Source organism: Stenotrophomonas sp. SI-NJAU-1, assembly GCF_020883215.1.
Taxonomy (GTDB): Bacteria; Pseudomonadota; Gammaproteobacteria; order Xanthomonadales; family Xanthomonadaceae; genus Stenotrophomonas; species Stenotrophomonas indicatrix.
In genome coordinates this window covers 312,352-332,780 of sequence record NZ_CP086598.1, presented here as the reverse complement: position 1 = coordinate 332,780, position 20,429 = coordinate 312,352, and the positions used below count along the sequence as shown (strand labels likewise).

22 protein-coding genes and 1 pseudogene are annotated in these 20,429 nt (G+C 66.8%); 16 read left to right on the top strand and 7 right to left on the bottom strand.

The window, feature by feature from the left end:
* Positions 1-140 precede the first annotated feature (140 nt).
* Positions 141-530, top strand: coding sequence for a DUF6165 family protein (locus LMF57_RS01510; RefSeq protein ID WP_117309321.1), 390 nt, complete (start codon positions 141-143; stop codon positions 528-530).
* 9 nt (positions 531-539) lie between these two features.
* On the opposite strand, the gene LMF57_RS01505 is transcribed toward LMF57_RS01510, so the two are convergent.
* Together LMF57_RS01505 and LMF57_RS01500 are read right to left on the bottom strand one after the other, a co-directional pair.
* Positions 540-1,217, bottom strand: coding sequence for a response regulator transcription factor (locus LMF57_RS01505; protein WP_117309320.1), 678 nt, complete (start codon positions 1,215-1,217; stop codon positions 540-542).
* A gap of 189 nt (positions 1,218-1,406) precedes the next feature.
* Positions 1,407-1,979 (bottom strand): Ax21 family protein, encoded by a 573-nt coding sequence (locus LMF57_RS01500; RefSeq protein WP_025878364.1) that lies wholly within the window; start codon positions 1,977-1,979, stop codon positions 1,407-1,409.
* A 285-nt stretch (positions 1,980-2,264) separates the two neighbouring features.
* Between LMF57_RS01500 and LMF57_RS01495 the strand changes: the two genes are divergently transcribed.
* Positions 2,265-2,624 carry a DUF1428 domain-containing protein gene (locus LMF57_RS01495; protein ID WP_025878363.1) on the top strand — a complete coding sequence of 120 codons (360 nt, stop codon included), beginning with the start codon at positions 2,265-2,267 and terminating at the stop codon, positions 2,622-2,624.
* 15 nt (positions 2,625-2,639) lie between these two features.
* Here LMF57_RS01495 and LMF57_RS01490 read toward each other — a convergent pair whose 3' ends face one another.
* Together LMF57_RS01490 and LMF57_RS01485 are read right to left on the bottom strand one after the other, a co-directional pair.
* Complete coding sequence (locus LMF57_RS01490; RefSeq protein WP_208082400.1) at positions 2,640-3,338, bottom strand: hypothetical protein; 699 nt, start codon at positions 3,336-3,338, stop codon at positions 2,640-2,642.
* A 137-nt stretch (positions 3,339-3,475) separates the two neighbouring features.
* Positions 3,476-4,390 carry a histone gene (locus LMF57_RS01485; RefSeq protein WP_229290581.1) on the bottom strand — a complete coding sequence of 305 codons (915 nt, stop codon included), beginning with the start codon at positions 4,388-4,390 and terminating at the stop codon, positions 3,476-3,478.
* A gap of 491 nt (positions 4,391-4,881) precedes the next feature.
* Here LMF57_RS01485 and LMF57_RS01480 point away from each other — a divergent pair, with 491 nt between their 5' ends.
* The 10 genes from LMF57_RS01480 (at position 4,882) to LMF57_RS01435 (ending at position 13,428) form a co-directional block, all read left to right on the top strand.
* Complete coding sequence (locus LMF57_RS01480; protein WP_025878360.1) at positions 4,882-6,315, top strand: Do family serine endopeptidase; 1,434 nt, start codon at positions 4,882-4,884, stop codon at positions 6,313-6,315.
* A 104-nt stretch (positions 6,316-6,419) separates the two neighbouring features.
* Entirely contained in the window at positions 6,420-6,782 is a 363-nt protein-coding gene (locus LMF57_RS01475) for a hypothetical protein (protein ID WP_025878359.1), read from the top strand.
* 8 nt (positions 6,783-6,790) lie between these two features.
* Complete coding sequence (locus LMF57_RS01470; protein WP_117309316.1) at positions 6,791-7,261, top strand: phage holin family protein; 471 nt, start codon at positions 6,791-6,793, stop codon at positions 7,259-7,261.
* Positions 7,258-7,695, top strand: coding sequence for a protein sip-5 (locus tag LMF57_RS01465; protein WP_117309315.1), 438 nt, complete (start codon positions 7,258-7,260; stop codon positions 7,693-7,695). Before LMF57_RS01470 ends, LMF57_RS01465 begins: the two co-directional genes overlap by 4 nt.
* Before the next feature lie 66 nt (positions 7,696-7,761).
* Entirely contained in the window at positions 7,762-8,868 is a 1,107-nt protein-coding gene (locus LMF57_RS01460; RefSeq protein ID WP_229290580.1) for an AI-2E family transporter, read from the top strand.
* Between the two features lie 78 nt (positions 8,869-8,946).
* Positions 8,947-9,675 carry an HAD-IA family hydrolase gene (locus tag LMF57_RS01455; protein ID WP_025878355.1) on the top strand — a complete coding sequence of 243 codons (729 nt, stop codon included), beginning with the start codon at positions 8,947-8,949 and terminating at the stop codon, positions 9,673-9,675.
* A 3-nt stretch (positions 9,676-9,678) separates the two neighbouring features.
* A complete protein-coding gene (locus LMF57_RS01450; RefSeq protein ID WP_229290579.1) occupies positions 9,679-11,046 on the top strand; it encodes a M17 family metallopeptidase in 1,368 nt (455 codons plus the stop codon).
* Positions 11,047-11,214: 168 nt separating this feature from the next.
* Positions 11,215-12,321 carry a catalase family peroxidase gene (locus LMF57_RS01445; protein WP_229290577.1) on the top strand — a complete coding sequence of 369 codons (1,107 nt, stop codon included), beginning with the start codon at positions 11,215-11,217 and terminating at the stop codon, positions 12,319-12,321.
* Positions 12,318-12,854 carry a cytochrome b gene (locus LMF57_RS01440; protein ID WP_025878352.1) on the top strand — a complete coding sequence of 179 codons (537 nt, stop codon included), beginning with the start codon at positions 12,318-12,320 and terminating at the stop codon, positions 12,852-12,854. Before LMF57_RS01445 ends, LMF57_RS01440 begins: the two co-directional genes overlap by 4 nt.
* Positions 12,855-13,206: 352 nt before the next feature.
* Positions 13,207-13,428, top strand: coding sequence for a hypothetical protein (locus tag LMF57_RS01435; RefSeq protein ID WP_229290575.1), 222 nt, complete (start codon positions 13,207-13,209; stop codon positions 13,426-13,428).
* 6 nt (positions 13,429-13,434) lie between these two features.
* Here the strand turns inward: LMF57_RS01435 and LMF57_RS01430 are convergent, their stop codons facing one another.
* The 3 genes and pseudogenes from LMF57_RS01430 to LMF57_RS01420 all read right to left on the bottom strand — a co-directional run.
* Positions 13,435-14,037, bottom strand: coding sequence for a response regulator (locus LMF57_RS01430; RefSeq protein WP_229290573.1), 603 nt, complete (start codon positions 14,035-14,037; stop codon positions 13,435-13,437).
* Positions 14,034-15,245, bottom strand: coding sequence for a sensor histidine kinase (locus LMF57_RS01425; RefSeq protein ID WP_229290571.1), 1,212 nt, complete (start codon positions 15,243-15,245; stop codon positions 14,034-14,036). The genes LMF57_RS01430 and LMF57_RS01425 overlap by 4 nt, the downstream gene beginning before the upstream one ends.
* Positions 15,246-15,278: 33 nt before the next feature.
* Positions 15,279-15,587: pseudogene (locus LMF57_RS01420) on the bottom strand (ATP-binding cassette domain-containing protein); the annotation flags it as partial.
* Between the two features lie 202 nt (positions 15,588-15,789).
* Here LMF57_RS01420 and LMF57_RS01415 point away from each other — a divergent pair.
* The 4 genes from LMF57_RS01415 to LMF57_RS01400 all read left to right on the top strand — a co-directional run bounded on the left by LMF57_RS01415 (position 15,790) and on the right by LMF57_RS01400 (position 20,346).
* Positions 15,790-17,037: an efflux RND transporter periplasmic adaptor subunit gene (locus LMF57_RS01415; RefSeq protein WP_229290569.1), complete on the top strand. Its 1,248-nt coding sequence runs from the start codon at positions 15,790-15,792 to the stop codon at positions 17,035-17,037.
* 117 nt (positions 17,038-17,154) lie between these two features.
* A complete protein-coding gene (locus LMF57_RS01410; protein WP_025878346.1) occupies positions 17,155-17,844 on the top strand; it encodes an ABC transporter ATP-binding protein in 690 nt (229 codons plus the stop codon).
* A gap of 14 nt (positions 17,845-17,858) precedes the next feature.
* Positions 17,859-19,016 (top strand): FtsX-like permease family protein, encoded by a 1,158-nt coding sequence (locus tag LMF57_RS01405; protein ID WP_032978283.1) that lies wholly within the window; start codon positions 17,859-17,861, stop codon positions 19,014-19,016.
* A 13-nt stretch (positions 19,017-19,029) separates the two neighbouring features.
* Entirely contained in the window at positions 19,030-20,346 is a 1,317-nt protein-coding gene (locus tag LMF57_RS01400) for an ABC transporter permease (protein ID WP_093821259.1), read from the top strand.
* Positions 20,347-20,429 lie beyond the last annotated feature (83 nt).

Genomic DNA, 20,429 nt, shown 5'->3' with positions numbered 1-20,429 from the left:
GTCTGTCCGCCGGGACGGCAGTGTCGATGGCAGGGCCGTAACGGTTCGATGGCGATGCTGCCGTGCCAGCGCAAATTCAGCGTAAATCCGCGCTGCGGTGGGCGCGGTATCATGCGGGCCTGTTTCCAGGAACCAACCACGTGGACGCCATCCTGACCCCGGTATCGATCGGCGAGCTGATCGACAAGATCACCATTCTCGAGATCAAGGCCGAGCGCATCGACGATGCGACCAAGCTGGCCAACGTGCGCACCGAGCTTGACGGCCTGCTGCCGCTGCTGCAGCAGCAGCTTGACGCGCAGCCGGCACTGGCCGCGCTGAAGACGCAGTTGAAGGCCATCAACGAGCGCATGTGGGAGATCCAGGACCAGCTGCGCGACAAGGAAGCGGCGCAGGTATTCGACGAGGCGTTCATCCAGCTGGCGCGCGGCGTGTACGGCACCAACGGCGAACGCGTACAGGTGAAGAACGAGATCAACCAGGTTGCCGGTTCGGCGCTGGTCGAGGAAAAGCAGTACCAGGGCGAGTAAGCGCGCCCGTCAGCCACACTCCAGCAGGTGGCGGATGCGGAACAGTTCGAGATCGCTGCGGATGCCGAGCTTCTGGTAGGCCGCTTTCTTCTGCGTGCTGATGGTGCTGGCCGAGCGCTGGAAGCGCCGGGCTACTTCGCCGGTGCTGCACCCCTGCAGCACCAGCCGCAGCACTTCGCGTTCACGCCGGCTCAGTGGCGTCAGGCTGGGCGCCGACATGCGCCGCGCACGTGATCGATTCAGCTGCGTGCGCAGCTCCGGGGGCACGAACCGCCCACCGCGGGCCACCACGTCCACCGCGCGCAGCAGCATTTCCGGCGTGGTCGCCTTGGACAGGTAGCCGCGTGCGCCGGCCTGCATCGTCGTGGCCACGGTGCTGGCATTGCAGTGCGCCGACAGCACCAGTATCGGCAGGCTGGGCCAGCGCCGGGACAATCCGCGCAGCAGCTGCAACCCGTCGCCAAGATCCCCCAGCGGCAGCGCATCGATCACCAGCAGGTCAACGCAGCCGGGTTCGCGTTGCAGCAGTTCCACCAGGTCATCTTCGTTGGCGTAGCTGCCGCGCACGTGCACGCCGCTGTGCTGGTGCAGCAGCACTTCCACCCCCAGCCGCAGCACCGGATGCGGATCCAGCAGCGCCAGACGGCGCGGCCGGTCGGGGAGCAGCGGTGGGAGTACGGGCGGCATCGCGGTGTATCCGGCAGCACGGGATATCCACCGTAGGCCGCCACTGGCGGTGGCGGAATCCAATTCATTGCAATGCAACATGACGCCGCGCATCGCAGTCAGACTCCGTTCTGATTCCCCACAACGCAACAGGCCCGGCAATGCCGGGCCTGTTTCAGCACGAACAGCGCGCGGGCGCCGTAGATGCAATTACCAGCTGAAGCGCGGGCCGACGGTGTATTCCTTGTCGCCGTGGCGGTTCATCTTCAGCTCGCCGTTCAGGCCCCAGTTCTGGTTCAGCTTGACCTGACCACCCAGGCGGCCGTACCACTGGCTGTCGATGTCCACGCCGTGCTTCTTCGAATAGTCTTCGTAACCGACCAGGCCGTAGACCTCAGCGTGGGCACCGAACGCGGTACGGATACCGGCTTCAGCGCTGTAGCCGTTGAAATCCAGGCCGTGCTTCTGGTCGAACTTCTGGTAGGCGACGCGGGCAACGAAGTCGGTCGACGGAGCGATTTCGACGTTGTAGCCAGCACCGACCTTCCACTGGTCAACCTTGATGTTGGTGTGGTCGACTTCCTGGCGGCTGTACTCGCCGAAAGCGTGGAAGTTCGGCAGGAAGCCGTAGGAACCCTTCACGCCCCAGCCATCAGCCTTGATGCCGTCAACGTCGGTCTTGGCGTAATCAGCCTCGGCGTAGTTGTAGGACAGGTTCTCGGCGGCCGAAGCGGTGAACGGCAGGGCAGCGGCCAGAGCCAGAGCAATCAGCGAATTCTTCATGGGGGTACACCTTTACTTTCTTATGGTGTGCAGCAGCGCCAGGGCGCCATCGCATCGGGAATGTAAATTCTCCGTTATTCGCCACAACGCTCCCTGAAAACAGCGGTCTTCGCATTGCTGAATTTTCTGCATTGATTCAGCAAGGCTCAGGCATACGCGCGCGGTACGCGCACGCGCTTCGATTCAATGGTCAATGGTGCGGCAATCGATGTCGATTTGCCGCGCCCTGAAGCGTCGACTCAATGAAGGCCGTGCACCTGGTACGGTCCATTCCGGAGGCAAGCGATGAGCTACATCGATGGTTTCGTCCTGGCGGTGCCGACCGCCAACAAGGAGAAGTTCCTCGCCCACGCGCGCAGCGGCGACGTGGTGTTCCTCGAACACGGCGCGCTGCGCGTGGTCGAGTGCTGGGGCGATGACGTGCCGCACGGCAAGACAACCGATTTCTTCGGCGCGGTGAAAGCCACGGCGGAGGAGACCGTGGTGTTTTCCTGGATCGAGTGGCCGGACAAGGCCACCCGCGATGCAGGCATGCAGAAAATGATGGAAGACCCGCGGTTGGACCCGTCGAAGAATCCCATGCCGTTCGACGGTGCACGGATGATCTACGGCGGATTCGAGCCGATCTTCGAACTCAAGCGCTGACCCGGGCGGGCGTCCTCAGCGGGCGCCCGCTTCATCCTCACCGGCGGCGTGGCCGGCACCCAGCGCAGCACCGGCACCAACACCCAGTCCGCCCATTCCGGCACCCATGCCGCCGCCACCGCCCCCACTTCCACCGGTGCGACCGCCCTTGGCTTCGTCCTCGTTGCGGCCCTTGCCACTTCCGCCACCGCTGCCCGCAGGGCGGGTAGGCCCTTGGCGCGGGAGCTCCAGGTCGGCCGGTACCGGCGCAAGGTCCAGCGCCTCGCGGACGAAGTCGCGCAGCGAGATCACCAGTTCGTGTGTGTGCACCGCACGCCCCTGTGCCAGTTCACTGGCAGCGCGCGCGGCCAGCCGTACCTGCTCGTCGGTGCCCAGCAGCAGGATGTCCGACAAGGCCGCTTCGACCGCATCGCGGATGCGCCGGGCCCGATCCGAGCCCGGCTCGACGATGCCTTCTTCGTGGGCCCGCTGGCGCAGGTCGCGCAGGTGGGTTGGATCGACCCCCAGCTCACCGGTGAAGGAGCCGCCCAGCGTCTTGTAGGCCGCCATCAAGGTACGCAGCCGCTCATTGATCTGCCGGTTCTCTCGTTCGCGGCGCTGCTGCAGGGTCTGCATCACCAGCAGGCGGATGCCCACGCCGAGCAGGGTGATCAGGACCAACCCGGCCAGAGTGGACAGCACGCCCTGCCAGGAACTGAAATCGATGCCGCGCATGGTCAGGGCTCCTGCGGAAGACCTTCATCTTGCCCCAGGCTGCTGCCGCAGATCCACGCCAGGCAATGATCAGTCCCCCCGAAAACGCAGAAGGCCCTCCCGCCCGATGAGCGGAAGGGCCTTCGAACCACGCGCGATTACTTGCGCTTGGCAGCCTTGCGCACGGCCTTCTTGGCCGGAGCCTTCTTGGCCACGGCCTTCTTCAGCGGTGCAGCCTTCTTGGCGACCTTCTTGCGGGTAGCGGCGACCTTCTTGCCGGCAACCTTCTTGGCAGCAGCGGTCTTCTTGCCGACAACCTTCTTGGCAGCGACGGTCTTCTTGCCGACGACCTTCTTGGCAGTGGCGGTCTTCTTGCCGACGACCTTCCTGGCAGCGACGGTCTTCTTGGCCGCAGCCTTCCTGGCGGTAGCGACCTTCTTGCCGACGACCTTCTTGGCAGCGACGGTCTTCTTGGCCGCAGCCTTCTTGGCGGTAGCGACCTTCTTGCCGACGACCTTCTTGGCGGCCACGGTCTTCTTGGCCACAGCCTTCCTGGCGGTAGCGACCTTCTTGCCGACAACCTTCTTGGCAGCAGCGGTCTTCTTGGCCACAGCCTTCTTGGCGGTCGCAACCTTCTTGGTGGCGGCCTTCTTCACGGTAGCGACCTTCTTGCCGGCAGCCTTGGTGGTCTTCTTGGCAGCAGCAGCCTTCTTGGTCACGGTCTTGCCGGCAGCCGCCTTCTTCTTGGCCACTTCCTTCTTCAGAGCAGCCGCTTCGGCCTTGGCGTTCTTCTTGGCCGCTTCCAGCTTCTTCTTGGCGTTGGCAACGGTCTTGCCGACCGACTTGGCGGCCTTCTCGGCCTTCTTGGCAACGGTCTTCTCGACCTTGGCCACGACCTTCTTGGCCTTGGCGACGCGGGTGGTGGCAGCCTTGCTGGCGCGCTTGACGGTCTTCTTGACCGACTTCACTGCGTCTTCGGCGGCGTGGGCGATGGTCTCGCCGACGTTGGTGGCGGTTTCTTTCACGTTCTCGACGGCGTCGGTCACGACCGACACACCATTACCGTTGCTCATGTTGCCCTCCTGGGGGCCTGGATTGTCAAAACGGGGCGATGCTATACCGACAATGGCGATCGTGGAACGGGCACGCCCGGTCAATCGCATCCGGTGCGACGCAGCTGATGTAGGCGATGGTGGCAGCTGACGCGCCCCGCAGTCAGGAAACCCCTTTTTTTAAGCAGTGCGCTGCGCAGCCTGCCTGCTGCTGGCGTGCCGATGCAGGCACGAGCAGCAGCCACACATCCGCGCAGCACTGAGCGTCATCGCAAGGTCGGGATGCGCGGAACTGCGCAAGTGTCGCGGTGTATCAGGGCGCTGCCGGCGTGCCTTGCGGCGCTCGCTCGCGGCTGTCGCGAACAGCGTTGTGGTGCGCGCGTCAGCTTTCCGGCGCCTGCGGCGAGGGTCGGATTTTCATGGGGCATTTATCCAGATCGCGACACACTCATTCAGCTTGTTCTACCGTATGCGTCAACGGCCCACACACCCCAGCCTGCGAACCGACTCCCATGCGACCGCTTCCCACCCTGCTTACGCTCGCAATCGCCGCTGCCTTCGGCGGCTTCGTTGCCACCGGCCTCAATGCGCACCTGGACAACCGTGCCGATGCCGCTCCGCTGCCGGCGGTACTGCCCACCTCCGCAGCGCTGCCGGCCGCGGTTGCCGGGCAGGCGGTGCCTTCGCTTGCACCGATGCTGGAAAAAGCGATGCCGGCGGTGGTCAGCGTCAACACCAAGCAGGTGGTGCGGGTACGCAACCCGTTCTTCAACGACCCGTTCTTCCGCCGCCTGTTCCCGGACATCCCGCAGGAGCGGATCAACGAGTCACTCGGTTCGGGCGTCATCATCGATGCCACCGAAGGCCTGGTGCTGACCAACCACCACGTCATCGACAACGCTGATGACGTGCAGGTGACACTGGCCGATGGGCGCACGGTGAAGGCCGAGTTCCTCGGCTCGGACCGCGACACCGACATCGCGCTGATCCGCATTCCGGCGCAGAACCTGACCGACATCAAGCTGGGCAACAGCGACCAGCTGCGGGTGGGCGACTTCGTGGTCGCCATCGGCAATCCGTTCGGTTTCAGCCAGACGGTCACCTCGGGCATCGTCTCGGCGGTGGGCCGCAGTGGCATCCGCGGGCTGGGCTACCAGAACTTCATCCAGACCGATGCATCGATCAACCCGGGTAATTCCGGAGGCGCGCTGGTCAACCTGCAGGGCCAGCTGGTGGGCATCAACACCGCCAGCTTCAACCCGCAGGGCAGCATGGCCGGCAACATCGGCCTGGGCCTGGCGATTCCATCGAACCTGGCCCGCAGTGTGGTCGACCAGCTGGTCAAGCATGGTGTGGTGGTGCGCGGCACACTGGGCATCGAAAGCCAGAACCTGAGCGCGCAGATCGCGCAGGGCCTGGGCCTGGGCGAAACCCGTGGCGCCCTGGTGACCCGCGTGCTGGCCGGTTCGGCCGGTGCCGCCGCAGGGCTGAAGCCGGGCGACGTGGTGGTCTCGGCCAACGGCCAGCGTGTGGACAGTGCCGAAGCACTGCACAACGTGGAAGGCCTGGCGGCGGTGGGCAGCGTGCTGACCCTGGACGTTCGCCGCGAAGGCAAGCCGCTGCAGATCAAGGCAACATTGAAAGAACAGGCGCGCGTGGTCAGCGGCGAGAGCCTGGACCCGCGCCTGACCGGTGCCAGCTTCGTCGACCTGCCCGAATCGCTGCGTCAGTCTGGCGTGGGCGGCGTGCTGGTCAGCGAGGTCAAGCGCGGCAGCCGCGCCGCGACCAATGGCCTGCAGCAGGGCGACATCATCACCGACGCCACGGTGGGCGAGTTCGCCGACCTGGCCAGCTGGCGCGCCAATTTCCAGCAGCGCCCGCCCACCCTGGTGCTGCGCGTGCTGCGCAACAATGGCCAGCAGCAGGGCCAGTTGGTGATGCGCTGATCGCCTGGCCGTAACGCCCCCTATACCCACGTGATGCTATTGCTGTACGTCCAGGTCGGCCAGGCGCCGATCGCCCGTTCCCCCATCGCAACAGGAGTGATTCGATGAGCCCCACCAATACCGAGAACCTGAAGGACCACCTGGGTGAAGCCGGTTCCCACCTGAAGCAGGCCGCCAGCGCTGCCGGCGGTGCGATCAAGGGCGCTACCGGCGCCGCGACCGACGAACTGCGCATCGGCAAGGCCAACGTCAAGGCTGAACTTTCCGACAGCGCGCTGTCGGGCTTGGCTGCTGCCGAGTTCGGTGGTGCCGCCGCCAAGGAACAGGTCGATGCGCTGATGGACAAGGGCAAGGACCTGATCGACAGCGCTGCTGAACTGATCCGCGAACGTCCGCTGGCCTCGTTCGGCGTGGCCTTCGCTACCGGCTGGATCATCGCCAAGCTGGCCCGCGGCAGCGACAAGTAAGCTGCGGCGTGAGCGAAGACACCACGCAACGTCCTGATCCGGCGGCCACGCCGCCGTTGGACGAAAGCATCCGCCAGGTCGGCGCAGCCGGCCGGGCGACTGCCGATTCGGCCAAGCACTCGCTGCGTTCCCTGCGCCGGCTGGCGTCGGCGGACTTCGCGCTGGCGCGCAGCGCGTTCGGCCGCGCACTGGCCTGGGCCGGCGTGGCGATCGTGTTCGGTGCGTCGGCCTGGCTGTTGCTGGCCGCCACCCTCATCGCCCTGCTGCAGAGCTTCGGCCTGAGCTGGCTGCAGGCCCTGCTGATCACCTCGCTGCTGAGCCTGGTCGTCACCGGCTATGCGATCTGGCGCGTTTCCTACTTCTTCCACCACACCGGCATGCACGCCACCCGGCGTCAGTTGTCCCGGTTGGGCCTGTTCGACGAGCCCACCGATGATGATCCCGATGCCGGCGTGCAGATTCCGGAGGGCAAGCCATGAAGTTCGGTGCACTGCAGCGGCGTGTGAAACGTTGCGAACAGGTGATGGCCGTGCGCCTCGGCGAGACCCAGGACCACTGGAACGTGCTCAGCCAGGTCTGGCGACAGGGCTGGTCGCCATTGCGCATCGTGGTGGTGGGTCTGGCCGGCGGGTTCATCGCCGGCAAGCTGGAGGTTCCGGGCAAGGTCAACGGAGCGCGTTGGCTGCAGATGGTCGGTTCGGTATCCAGCCTGTTCGCCAGCGCCCAGGCCGCGTTTGCTTCGGTGGTGGCGGCGCAGGCGGCGGAAACCGCAGACGATGCCGCCGGCCAGGTGGATGAAGCGGCCGCGCCGCCACCCGCCGCTGCGGCACGACCGGCAGCACGCCCGGTGGCCGAGCCGGAGCCGCATGAGCCCCGTCCGGCCGAAGCGGCGACCGAGTTGTCCGAACGTTGACGAACTTTACCCGCCGCGTTGATCGCGGCGGGCCGATAATGGCATCTCTTTCTGGTCGGTGCGTCGATGAGCGAGCCCCTGTTGTCCCCGTCGTCGCCTGCGCCGGACGAGTCCGCCCCCCTGCCGCCCCCCTCGCGCCCCCGTGGCCCGATGTCGCTGGTGATCCTGGCGACCCTGGCCGTGGCGTTCACCCTGTGGGCGGCGCAGGACATCATCCTGCCGGTCCTGCTGGCGATGTTCTTCGCCCTGGTCGGCAACCCCATCCTGCGCCTGCTGCAGAAGCTGTGGATTCCGCGCGCGCTCGGCGCCCTGCTGGTGCTGGGCGCCGGCCTGGGCGTGACCGGTGCGTTGGCTGTGCAGCTGATCGGCCCGGCGATGGACTGGGCACAGGAAGCACCGCAGCAGCTGCGCAAGGTTGCGCGCCAGGTGCAGGACCTGACCAAGCCGGTGCAGCAGGCCAACCAAGCCGCAGAGAATTTCGCGCGCGTGGCCGGCGGCGACGGCAACCGCAAGGTGCAGGTGATCCGCACCCAGCTGGACGACCCCTACCGAATGCTCACCCGTGCGCCGCGGCTGGCCGCCTCGGTGCTGGCCGTCGTGCTGCTGACGCTGTTCTTCATGATCTACGGCCAGAGCCTGCAGCGTGCAGCGATCGCCCTGTTCCCGAACCGGCAGCAGCAGCGTTTCACCAGTGACATCCTGCGCTCGATCGAGCATGAGGTGTCGCGCTACGTATTGACCATCAGCGTAATCAACACGGTGGTCGGCCTGCTGTTGGCCGGGGTGCTGATGCTGCTGGGCATCGGCCTGCAGGAGGCGCTGCTGTGGGGAACCGTGGCGGCGCTGCTGAATTTCGCGCCCTATGTCGGCCCGCTGCTCGGCGTCGCGTTGATGCTGCTGATGGGCTTTGTCGAGTTCCGCGACCCGCTGCAGGCACTGCTGCCTGCGGCTGCCTACCTGGCCCTGCATACCCTGGAAGGGCAGCTGGTGACGCCGATCGTGCTTGGCCGGCAGATGAAACTGTCACCGCTGGTGCTGATCCTGGCGCTGATGGTGTTCGGCTGGGCCTGGGGCATGATCGGCCTGCTGCTGGCGGTGCCGCTGCTGGTCTGCATCAAGCTGGTGCTGGCGCGGCTGGACGGCATGCACGGCTGGGCGCGGCTGCTGGAGTGAGGCGCGCTCCATCGACGGGCGGCAGCGCCTGCCCGCCGCGCGCATGAAAGCCCGCGCGGGCAGGCGTAGAATGGTGGGGTGAAATTCCCTGTCCTTGCCATCACCCTCGACCTCGACGATACGCTGTGGCCGTTCGCTCCGATCGGCGCCCGCATCGACCAGGTCCTGTTCGACTGGATGCGCGAACACAGCCCCGCCACCGCCGCGATGTATCCGGTGGCGGCCATGCGCGAACTGCGCGAGCGCTCGTTCCGCGACAACCCCCACCTGCATTTCGACCTGAGCGCGCTGCGCCGGCTGACGATCCAGGAGGCGCTGGAAAACAGTGGCGCCAGCCTGGATCTTCTGGAGCCGGCGTATGAAGTGTTCTACGCCGCGCGCAACCAGGTGGAGTGCTACCCCGATGCGCTCGACGCACTGGCGCGTATCGCCGCGCGGGTGCCGGTGGCCGCGTTGAGCAACGGCAACGCCGATCTGGAACGGATCGGCCTGGCCCATCACTTCAGCTTCCAGCTGGGCGCCCGCGAGCATGGCGCGGCCAAGCCCGAAGCGAGCATTTTCCACGCTGCCTGCGACCGCCTGGGCGTCGCCCCGGCGCAGGTGCTGCACGTGGGCGACCACGTCGAGATGGACGTGGCCGGCGCGATGGCTGCCGGCCTGCGCGGCTGCTGGATCAACCGCGAAGCGGCCACCTGGAACCATCCGCAGCTGCAGCCTGACCTGCAGTTCGACACCCTCACCGGCCTGGCCGATTGGCTCGATGCCAACCTCGACGCCGCCGACGCTGACGCATCCCGGAGTACCTGACGCATGAGCGAGATCACTGGCTTCACCGCCGACACCACCGCCGCACTGCCGCTGCACGTGCTGGACCGCAGCCAGTTCGAGGCGTGGAAGAACAGCCAATCTGCTGCCACCCAGGCGTGGTTGAAGTCGCAGGGTTTCACTGCGGGCGCGCATTCGGTTGCGCTGCTGCCCGGCGCCGATGGCCTGGCTGGCGCGGTGATCGGCGTCGGCGATCGTGCCGATGCCTACAGCTACGCCCATGCACCGCATGCCCTGCCGGAAGGCAGCGTGTGGCAGCTGGCCAGCGAACTGCCGGCCGCCGAGCAGGCGCTGCTGCAGCTGGGCTGGGGCCTGGGCAGCTACCGCTTCGACCGCTACCGCAAGCGCAACCGCGCGCCGGCCCAGCTGGTGGCTGCACCGACCGGCGAAGTGGCCGACCTGATCGCCGCCAGCCTGCGCGTGCGTGACTGGGTCAACACGCCGACCGAAGACATGGGCCCGCAGCAGCTGGAAGACGCCGCGCGTGCCCTGGCTGAAGCGCATGGCGCGCAGGTGGAAGCCATCACCGGCGACGAACTGCTGGCGCAGAACTTCCCGGCCATCCATGCGGTGGGCCGTGCCTCGCACCGTGCGCCGCGGCTGATCGTGCTGCGCTGGGGCAAGGAGACCGACCCGGCGCTTGTACTGGTCGGCAAGGGCGTGTGTTTCGATACCGGCGGCCTGGACATCAAGCCGGCCGATGGCATGCGCAACATGAAGAAGGACATGGGCGGTGCCGCCCACGCGCTGGCGCTGGCCGGGCTGGTGATGGCCCAGCAGCTGCCGGTGCACCTGACCCTGCTGGTACCGGCGGTGGAAAATGCGATCGGCCCGGATGCCTTCCGCCCGGGCGAAGTGATCGCCACCCGCAAGGGCCTGAGCGTGGAGATCGACAACACCGATGCCGAGGGCCGGGTGATCCTGTGCGACGCGCTGACGTTCGCCGGTGAGCAGAAGCCGGACCTTGTGTTGGATTTCGCCACACTGACCGGCGCGGCGCGCATCGCGCTGGGCCCGGACCTGCCGGCGCTGTTCAGCAACGATGACACGGTTGCCCAGCAGTGGCTGCAGGCTGGCGACGCCACCCGCGATCCGGTGTGGCGCATGCCGTTGTGGCGTCCGTACCTGCGTTACCTGAGCAGCGGCATCGCCGACCTGGCCAATGCCGGTTCGCGCATGGCCGGCTCGGTCACCGCCGCGCTGTACCTGGAACGCTTCCTGGAAGACGGACAGCGCTGGGCACATCTGGACGTGTATGCCTGGAACGATGGCGAGCGCCCCGGCCGCCCGGCCGGTGGCGAAGCGCTGGCCCTGCGTTCGGCGTGGACGATGCTGAAGGCACGTTACGGCTGATGGAGGCGCCGGGCATGGCCCGGCGCTACCCATGGCGGTGGGTGCCGACCTTGGTCGGCACTGCATCACCCTGCAAATCTGACGAAAAATTGAATTTCGGCACCGGCCGGGTTCTGCGAGGATGTCGTGGTCGCCCACCCACACATCCGTGAAGGCAGGACTCCGACCATGTCGCTCTTCCGCTATACCCGCGCCGGCCGGGAGCCGGGCGCGCCGCGCCGGCATTCACCCTTGCCCTGGATCGCGCTGATCGCACTGATCCTGGGCATTGTCGCCCTCGCCTTCGCCTGGCTGGCGGGCTGGATCGGCCGCGACCGGCTGACCGCACAGCGCTTCACCGACACCATCGAGGCCACCGGACCTGCGCATCCCGGCTTCCGCCGCGCGCACAGCAAAGGGGTGTGCGTGAGCGGCTGGTTCGAACCCAGCGCGCAGGCGCCCACGCTGTCCAGCGCACGGGTGTTCTCGCAGGCGAAGGTTCCGGTGCTGGGCCGGCTGTCGATCGGCGGCGGCGATCCGCACGGCGCCGATGGCAGCGCGCGCGTGCGCAGCATCGCCGTACAGCTGGTGGGCGATGACGGGCAGGAATGGCGGATGGCGATGAACAGCTTCCCGTTCTTCGCCGTGCCCACCGCCGAGGCGTTCTACGAGCAGACCCGCGCGCAGATTCCGGATCCGGCCACCGGCAAGCCCGACCCGCAGAAAATGGCGGCCGTGCTGGCCAGGTACCCCAGCGCACAGGCCTTCCAGCAGTGGGCCAAGAGCGCACCGTGGACCAGCAGCTGGGCCAACACCACCTTCAACAGCGTCAACAGTTTCTGGTTCACCAACGCGCAGGGACAGAAACGCGCGGTGCGCTGGCGCTGGCAGCCGCAGGCGCCGCTGGTGGAGATGGATGCAGAGGCACGCAAGCAGGCCAACGTCGATTTCCTCAGCCAGGAACTGCAGCAGCGCCTGGCCAGCGGCCCGGTGCGCTGGAACTTGGTGGTCAGCGTGGCCGCGCCGGGCGATGCCATCGATGATCCCTCGGTGCCGTGGCCGGAATCGCGCGAACAGGTGATGGCCGGCGTGCTCAGCCTCGACCGCATGCAGTCGCAGGAAGAAGGCGCCTGCGGCCAGCTCAACTTCGATCCGCTGATCGTGCCCAGCGGCGTGCGCGGCAGCGATGACCCGATCCTGGCTGCGCGCTCGGCGGTGTATTCGCAGTCGTTCAACCGCCGCGAGCGCGAGCGCGCCAGCGGTGCGGCGGCACAGACGAAGGGGGAAGCACGATGAGTACCGGCAACGGCCACTTCAACCTGCTCGCCCGGGTGCTGCACTGGTCCATGGCGCTGATGATCATCGCCATGCTGTTCATCGGCGTGACCATGGTCGCCTCGCTGCACCTGCGCCCCATGCTGATCGACCTGCACCGGCCGCTGGGTATCGCCATCCTGCTGCTGGCGGTGCTGCGCCTGTACAACCGCCTGCGCCATCGCCCACCGCCGCTGCCAGCGGATCTTCCCGCGTGGCAGGTGCTGGCGGCGAAGGCTTCGCACTGGATGCTGTACGCGTTGATGCTGGCGATGCCGCTGATCGGCTGGGCGATGCTGTCGGCCGGCGGCTACCCGATCGTGCTGGGCGGTGGCCTGCACCTGCCGCCGATCGTGCCGCACACGCCAGCGCTGTACGCCGCGCTGCGCAATGCGCACAGCCTGCTGGCCTACGTGTTGTTCGCCACGGTGCTGATGCACGTGGGTGCGGCGCTGTTCCACCTGTGGGTGCGCCGCGATGGCGTGTTCCAGGCGATGGCACGTGGGAAGGATTGAATGGGTTTTCCGGGGGTTCCCGGCTGCCCTTTTTCGCGACTGCGGAGGGGTGTCACTTTCTTTGCTCGTGCACCGCGCTGCAGGAGCAGCGCGGAACGGCGTAGCCGGCCCGTAGGGTGGCGCACATGGATGTGCGCCATCAAGAAAGTAACCAAAGAAACACGCCGCCGGCCGCGAGCCGGTGCTGCGCACCGGTACCCTGCGCTTCTCGGTGAATCAGGGGACGGCGCCGAACTCGCTGCGCTCAGACATCGGCGCCTCTTCGCCCCTGATTCCCCTGCGATGCTCGGCTCGCTATAAGGCGGACCCAACGTCAAAAGCCGCAGCTGCACCCAGTAGATCCACGCCATGCGTGGATACCTTTGCCGTTGATCTTGACCTTCCATTCCGCCTTGAGCGAGCCGAGCACCACAGGTCCGGCGAGGGCGAAGAGGCGCGGGTGTCTGAGCGCAGCGAGTTCCCGCGCCGTCCCTCGACGGACCGAGGAGCACAGGGCGCCGGTGCGCAGCACCGGCTCGCGGCCGGCGGCGCGTTTCTTTTGGTTACTTTTCTTTTCGCGCGAAAAGAAAAGTGACACCCCCTACAACCACCCCTTCTGCCGCGCCAGCCGGTACGCCTCGATCCGGTTGGCCACACCCAGCTTGCCGATGCATTCGGACAGGTAATTGCGCACTGTGCCGTGCGACAGCCCCAGCTGATCGGCGATCTCGCTGGCGGTGCGGCCCTCGCCTGCCAGGCGCAGCACGCGGCGCTCGCGGTCGGTCAGCGGGTCGGCCTGCGACCATGCATCCAGCGCCAGCTGCGGATCGATCGCACGGATGCCCTGTTTCACCTTGCGCAGTGCCTCGGCCAGGTTCTCGGCCGGTGCATCCTTCAACAGATAGCCCAGCACGCCTGCTTCCAGCGCGCGGCGCAGGAAACCGGCGCGGGCGAAGGTGGTCACGATCACCACCTTGATCGGCAGTTCATGGCGGGCGATGCGCTGGGCCAGTTCCAGCCCGCTCAGCCCCGGCATCTCAATGTCGGTGACCAGGATGTCCGGCTGCAGCTGCTGCAGCATGCGCCAGGCGGCTTCGCCGTCGGCAGCACTGCCCAGTACCTCGATATCCGGTTCCAGACCCAGCAGCGCCGACAGCGCGCCGCGCACCATCGCCTGATCTTCGGCCAGCAGGATGCGGATCATGCCGCGCCTCCATGTACCAGCGCCGGCGACAGCGGCGTGGTCGCGGCCACAAGGGGCACGCGCACGGTCAGCAGCGTGCCTTCCCCGCGCGGCGACTGCAGCGTCAACTGGCCACCCAGCGCCGCTGCGCGCTCACGCATGCCACACAATCCGTTGCCCTCGGCCTGCACGCCACCACGGCCGTCATCGCGTATCTGCATCACCAACTGTCGGTCCTCAAGCATGAAATCCACCTGCACCCGGGTCGCCTGCGCGTGGCGCACGATGTTGGTCGCCGCCTCGCGCAGCACCAGTGCCAGCCCACGCTCTACCTCCACTGGCATCGGTGGCGGCGGCATGTACTGCAGGTGTACCTGTTGGCATTCCAGCAGCAGGCGTGCCGAGGCCAGTTCGCCGGCCAGGTCGCTGGCGCGGATGCCGGTGACCGCACTGCGTACCTGCGCCAGCGCCTCGCGGGCAATGTCCTCGGCCTCGCCGATTTCCTGCCGGGCACGCGCGTCGTCGCGGTCGTACAGCTTGCGCGCCAGTTCCAGCTTCAGCGTGATCAATGACAGCGTATGCCCCAGCAGGTCATGCAGATCACGGCCGATGCGCTCGCGCTCGGCGGTGGTCGCCAGGCGCCGCACCTCGTCCTGGGACAGCTGCAGGGCAACGTCGCGCTGATGGCTCAAGGCCTCCACGTTCACCACCAGCCCGACAATGAACGACACCGCCGGCATCCACACCATGGCCTGCCACGGATAACCGAAGTAGAGCGCGGTGCTGCAGAACAGGAGATTCAGGCCAGTGAGCTGCAACAGGTACACCCACCAGCCGCCGCGGCTGCTCATGCGGATCATCACGCAGCCGAACACGAAGTAGCTCAGTCCCGACGGATACCACGGCAGCAGCACCAGCGCCATCGCAATCATGCCCAGGGCGTAGCGCCAGGCGTGGTGCCGTGGCGCCAGCATCACTCTGGCATAGAACAGCAGGAACAATGGATAGCTGGCCAGCGTCAGCAACAACCAGCGCAGCGTGAAGCCATTCCCGAGCACCGGGGTAAGGAAGATCCAGACCGACCACAGCAGGTGGATCGCACCACTCCAGGGCGACTTGCCACGCCGCAGCAGTTCGGCCACCGCCGAATCCGGGGCAGGGCGCAGCAGGGACGCAAGCCAGCTCGGTGGCACGGAGGATTCCAGGCGGGGACGATCGCTGCCGATCATGCCAGTTCAGCCGACCCGGCGCAGGCGGCGGCGCGCCTGCGCCACCAGTTCATCCACCTGCAGCATCGGCGACAGGCTGGTGCTCTGCAGCATCACGCCGAGGCCGAGCCGCTGATCGCGCTGCTGCGGATCACCGCCCAGCAGCTCGACCTGGCCGGCGTCGGCACGGCGCAGGCCCAGCAGCACGCTGATCGCGGTACTCTTGCCGGCACCGTTGCGGCCCAGCAGGGCCAGTACCTGGCCAGCGCGCACCTGCAGGTCGATGCCGTGCAGGGCGGTATGGTCGCGGTAACGCACCTGCACCTGCTGCAGGCGGGCCAGCGACGGAGCGATCGTATCCATGGGCGGTACGGGTAGCGGGGACGTTGCCATCCTGTGCCGCCGTGGTCACATTTCGCAGTTGCCGCCGTCAATGACATCGGATGACAGCTGTCACTGCCATCGCCGATGCACCTGCCTTCATGCTGTGCCGCACGCTCCACCGCCGGAACCGCCGCTGCCTGCCCTTCCGGTCACACCCGCCCGAACGCCTGTGATGGAACGAATGAACGCTTCTGCCGAGCTGTTGAAGGAACTCCGTATCGACCGCAAGTCGCCGCCGCCCGCCTCCAGTGGCGGCAGTGGTGGCCGCCGCTGGCTGTGGATCGCCGTGGCCGTGATCATCGTGCTGCTGGCCGGTGGTGCATTCGCACTGTTCGGCCGCGCGCCCACCGTGGAAGTGGACACCGCGCCGGCGGTGGCCATCCAGCAGGGCAGCGCCAGCAGCTCGGTGCTCGACGCCAGCGGCTACGTGGTCGCCCGGCGCATGGCCACGGTGTCGGCCAAGATCACCGGCAAGGTTCGCGAGGTGATGATCGAAGAAGGCATGCGGGTGGAACAGGGGCAGATCATGGCCACCCTGGACCCGATCGATGCCGACGCGCAGCGCAACCTATACGCCTCGCAGCTGCAGGCCGCACGCAGCCAGGTGGTCGGCCTGGAAGCCCAGCAGAAGCAGGCCGCCGCTGAAGCCAGCCGCCTGCAGGCGCTGGTCGGCCAGCAGCTGGTCTCGCGTTCGCAGTACGACCAGGCCGTGGCCCAGCGTGACAGCCTGCGTGCGCAGCTGGAAACCGCACGACGCAACGTCAAGGTTGCCAACGACCAGCTGTCCATCGCCGACCTTGGCGTGGACAACAACATCGTGCGCGCGCCGTTCTCCGGCGTGGTCACCGCCAAGGCCGCGCAGCCCGGCGAAATCGTCTCGCCGCTGTCGGCCGGTGGTGGCTTCACCCGTACCGGCATCGGCACCATCGTCGACATGGAATCGCTGGAGATCGAAGTCGAGGTCGGCGAAGCCTTCATCGGCCGCGTGCAGCCGAAGATGCCGGTGGAAGCCACGCTCAACGCCTACCCCGACTGGAAGATCCCGGCCGAGGTGATCGCCATCGTTCCCACCGCTGACCGCGGCAAGGCCACGGTGAAGGTGCGGGTGGCACTGAAGGTGAAAGACCCGCGCATCGTGCCGGAGATGGGCGTGCGGGTCAGCTTCCTGGAACAGGCCAAGCCGCAGACCGAAGCCAAGCCGCAGGGCGTGCGGGTTCCGGCCACTGCGGTGGTCGAGCGTGAGGGCGCGTCGGTGGCCTTCGCACTGGGCGATGACAACCGTGTGCAGCAACGCACGGTCGAGGTGGGCCAGGCGATGGGCAAGGACCGCCAGATCCTCAAGGGCGTGAGCGCAGGGGAGTCGGTGGTGGTCAACCCGCCGGACACTCTGCGCGACGGCACCAGGGTCAAGCAGACGCAAGCGCAGTAACGGCCCGGCGCCCGCATGGCGCCACCGGCAGTACCGCTGGAAAGCACCACTGTTCGACGCGTGCCGGCCGTTGGCCGGGACGCATCCCCGTTTCCCGCCTTTCGTGGAGAACCACCCATGTCGACCCTGGTTTCACTGCGCAACATCACCAAGACCTACCAGCGTGGCCCCGAAAAGGTGCAGGTGCTGCACGGCATCGACCTGGATATCGCCAGCGGCGATTTCGTCGCGCTGATGGGCCCGTCCGGTTCCGGCAAGACCACCCTGCTCAACCTGATCGGCGGCCTGGACAACCCCACCGGCGGCGAGATCAGCATCGAAGGCGAGCGCATCGACCAGATGAGCGGCGGCCAGCTGTCGACGTGGCGCAGCCACCATGTCGGCTTCGTGTTCCAGTTCTACAACCTGATGCCGATGCTGACCGCGCAGAAGAACGTGGAACTGCCGTTGCTGCTGACCCACCTCAGCGCGGCGCAGCGCAAGCGCAATGCCGAGATCGCGCTGACCCTGGTCGGCCTGGCCGACCGCCGCAGCCATCGCCCCAACGAACTGTCCGGCGGCCAGCAGCAGCGCGTGGCGATCGCCCGCGCGATCGTCTCCGACCCGACCTTCCTGATCTGCGACGAACCTACCGGCGATCTTGACCGCCAGTCCGCCGAAGAGATCCTGGGCCTGCTGCAGCAACTCAACCGCGAACACGGCAAGACCATCATCATGGTCACCCATGACCCGAAGGCTGCCGAGTACGCCACCCACACGGTGCACCTGGACAAGGGCGAGCTGGCCGACGCGCCGCTGGCCCACTGACGGAGGCCACAGCGATGAAATACTTCTCGTTGGTCTGGGCGCAGCTGTTCCGCAGCCGCACCCGCACCCTGTTGACCCTGCTGTCGGTGGTGGCCGCGTTCCTGCTGTTCGGCATGCTCGACTCGGTGCGCGTGGCGTTCTCGTCCGGTGGCAGCGTGGAAGGTGCCAACCGGTTGGTGGTGGCTTCGCGCCTGTCGATCACCCAGTCGCTGCCGATCCGCCTGGAGACGCAGATCCGCCAGGTCAGCGGCGTGCGCGATGTCACCTACGGCATGTGGTTCGGCGGCATCTACCAGGACCCGAAGAACTTCTTCCCCAACTTCTCGGTAGCGCCCAACTACTTCGATGTCTACCGCGAGCTGCAGATCGACCCGGCGCAGCTGCAGGACTGGCAGCAGACCCGTACCGGCGCCATCGTCGGCGAGACGCTGGCCAAGCAGTTCGGCTGGAAGATCGGCGACACCATCCCGCTGCAGGCCACCATCTTCCCGCGTGGCGGCAGCAACGACTGGCCGCTGGAGCTGAAGGGCATCTACCGCTCGAAGGATCGCGCACTGGCGGCCAATGAAGAACGCCAGTTGATGATGAACTGGAAGTACTTCGATGAGTCCAACGACTACATCAAGAACCAGGTGAGCTGGTACACGGTGACGCTGGACAACCCGGAGCAGTCGTCGAGAGTGGCGCAGGCCATCGATGCGATCTCGGCCAACTCCGACCACGAAACCAAGACCCAGACCGAATCGGCGTTCCAGCAGGCGTTCGTGAAACAGTTCGCCGACATCGGCATGATCGTCACCTCGATCATGGGCGCGGTGTTCTTCACCCTGCTGCTGTTGACCGGCAACACCATGGCCCAGGCGGTGCGCGAGCGCGTTCCGGAACTGGCCACGCTGAAGACGCTGGGCTTCAAGGACAGCACGGTGCTGACCCTGGTGATGGTCGAATCGGTGCTGCTGATCGGCCTCGGTGGACTGATCGGCATGGGCCTGGCGGCGCTGATCCTGCCGGCCATCAGCCCCAAGAGCATGGGCATGCTGCCGCCGCACGTACCGACGCCGACCTGGCTGGTGGGCATCGTCCTGATCGTGGTGATCGGCATCGTGGTCGGGCTGCTGCCCGCACTGCGCGCCAAGCGCCTGAAGATCGTCGACGCGCTCGCCGGCCGCTGAAGAGGACACCGACATGAACAAGCTCAAGAAGTGGCTGGGGAACGCGGTGACCGTGCTGCTGCTGGTCGTTGGCCTGGTGGTTTGGATCAGCCTGCCGTGGATCGGCGTCGCTGCCATCGCGGTGCTGCTGGGGCTGTGGCTGGCGCTCACCCGCAGTGGTCGGCTGGCCCTGGCCGCCACCCGCATCGGCATCGCCAGCCTGCCGCAACGCTGGGGTGCCTCCTCGGTGATCGTGGTCGGCATCGCCGGCGTGGTCGGCGTGCTGGTGGCGATGCTGGCGATGGGCGAAGGCTTCCAGGCCACGCTCAACAACACCGGCGATGACACCACCGCGATCGTGCTGCGCGGCGGTTCGCAGGCCGAGACCAACTCGGTCATCACCCGCGAACAGGTCCCGACGCTGTCCACCCTGCCCGGCATCACCCGCGATGCGCAGGGGCGGCCACTGCTGTCGCCGGAACTCTCGCAGGTGGTCAACCTGGTGTCCAAGGCCGATGGCACCGACGTCAATGCGCAGTTCCGCGGTGTCGGCCCGCAGGCATGGGCCGTGCATGACAAGGTCAGGATCGTCGAAGGCCGCCGGTTCGCCGCGGGCCTGCGCGAGATCGTGGTCGGCCAGGGCGCCAGGAGCCAGTTCCGCGACATGGATGTTGGCAAGACGCTCACCCTGGGCAACCAGACCTGGACGGTCGTGGGCGTGTTCGCTACCGGCGATGCGCATGACTCGGAACTGTGGACCGACGCCGACACGCTGGCCACCACCTACCAGCGCAGTGCCTGGCAGTCGATCAGCGTGCGTACCGACGGCAAGGCCGGCTTCGAGCAGTTCAAGGCCGCCGTGGCCGCCGATCCGCGCCTGAAGCTGGACGTGGAGACCACCCGCGTCTACTACAGCAAGCAGGGTGGTGGATTGACCAAGCTGATCGACATCCTCGGCAAGGTGATCGGCACCATCATGGCCGTAGGCGCAGTGTTTGGTGCGCTCAACACCATGTATGCCGCCGTGGCCACGCGCGCACGCGAGATCGCCACCATGCGTGCGATCGGCTTCCGTGGCCTGCCGGTGGTGACTGCGGTGATGCTGGAAACCATGCTGCTGGCCCTGCTCGGCGGACTGCTTGGCTGCGCGGTGGCATGGCTGCTGTTCAACGGCTACAGCGTGTCCACCATCGGCAGCAACTTCAGCGCGGTGGTGTTCAAGTTCCATGTATCGCCGGAACTGCTGTGGAGCGGGCTGAAGTGGGCGCTGGGCATCGGCCTGGTGGGCGGGTTGTTCCCGGCACTGCGCGCGGCACGCTTGCCGATCACCACGGCGCTGCGCGAGACCTGAGCATCACGCATTGATTGAATGAACGTTGCGCAGGGGACGGAGCGAAGGCTCCGTCCCTTTTTTTTGCGCGTCATCCACGCATG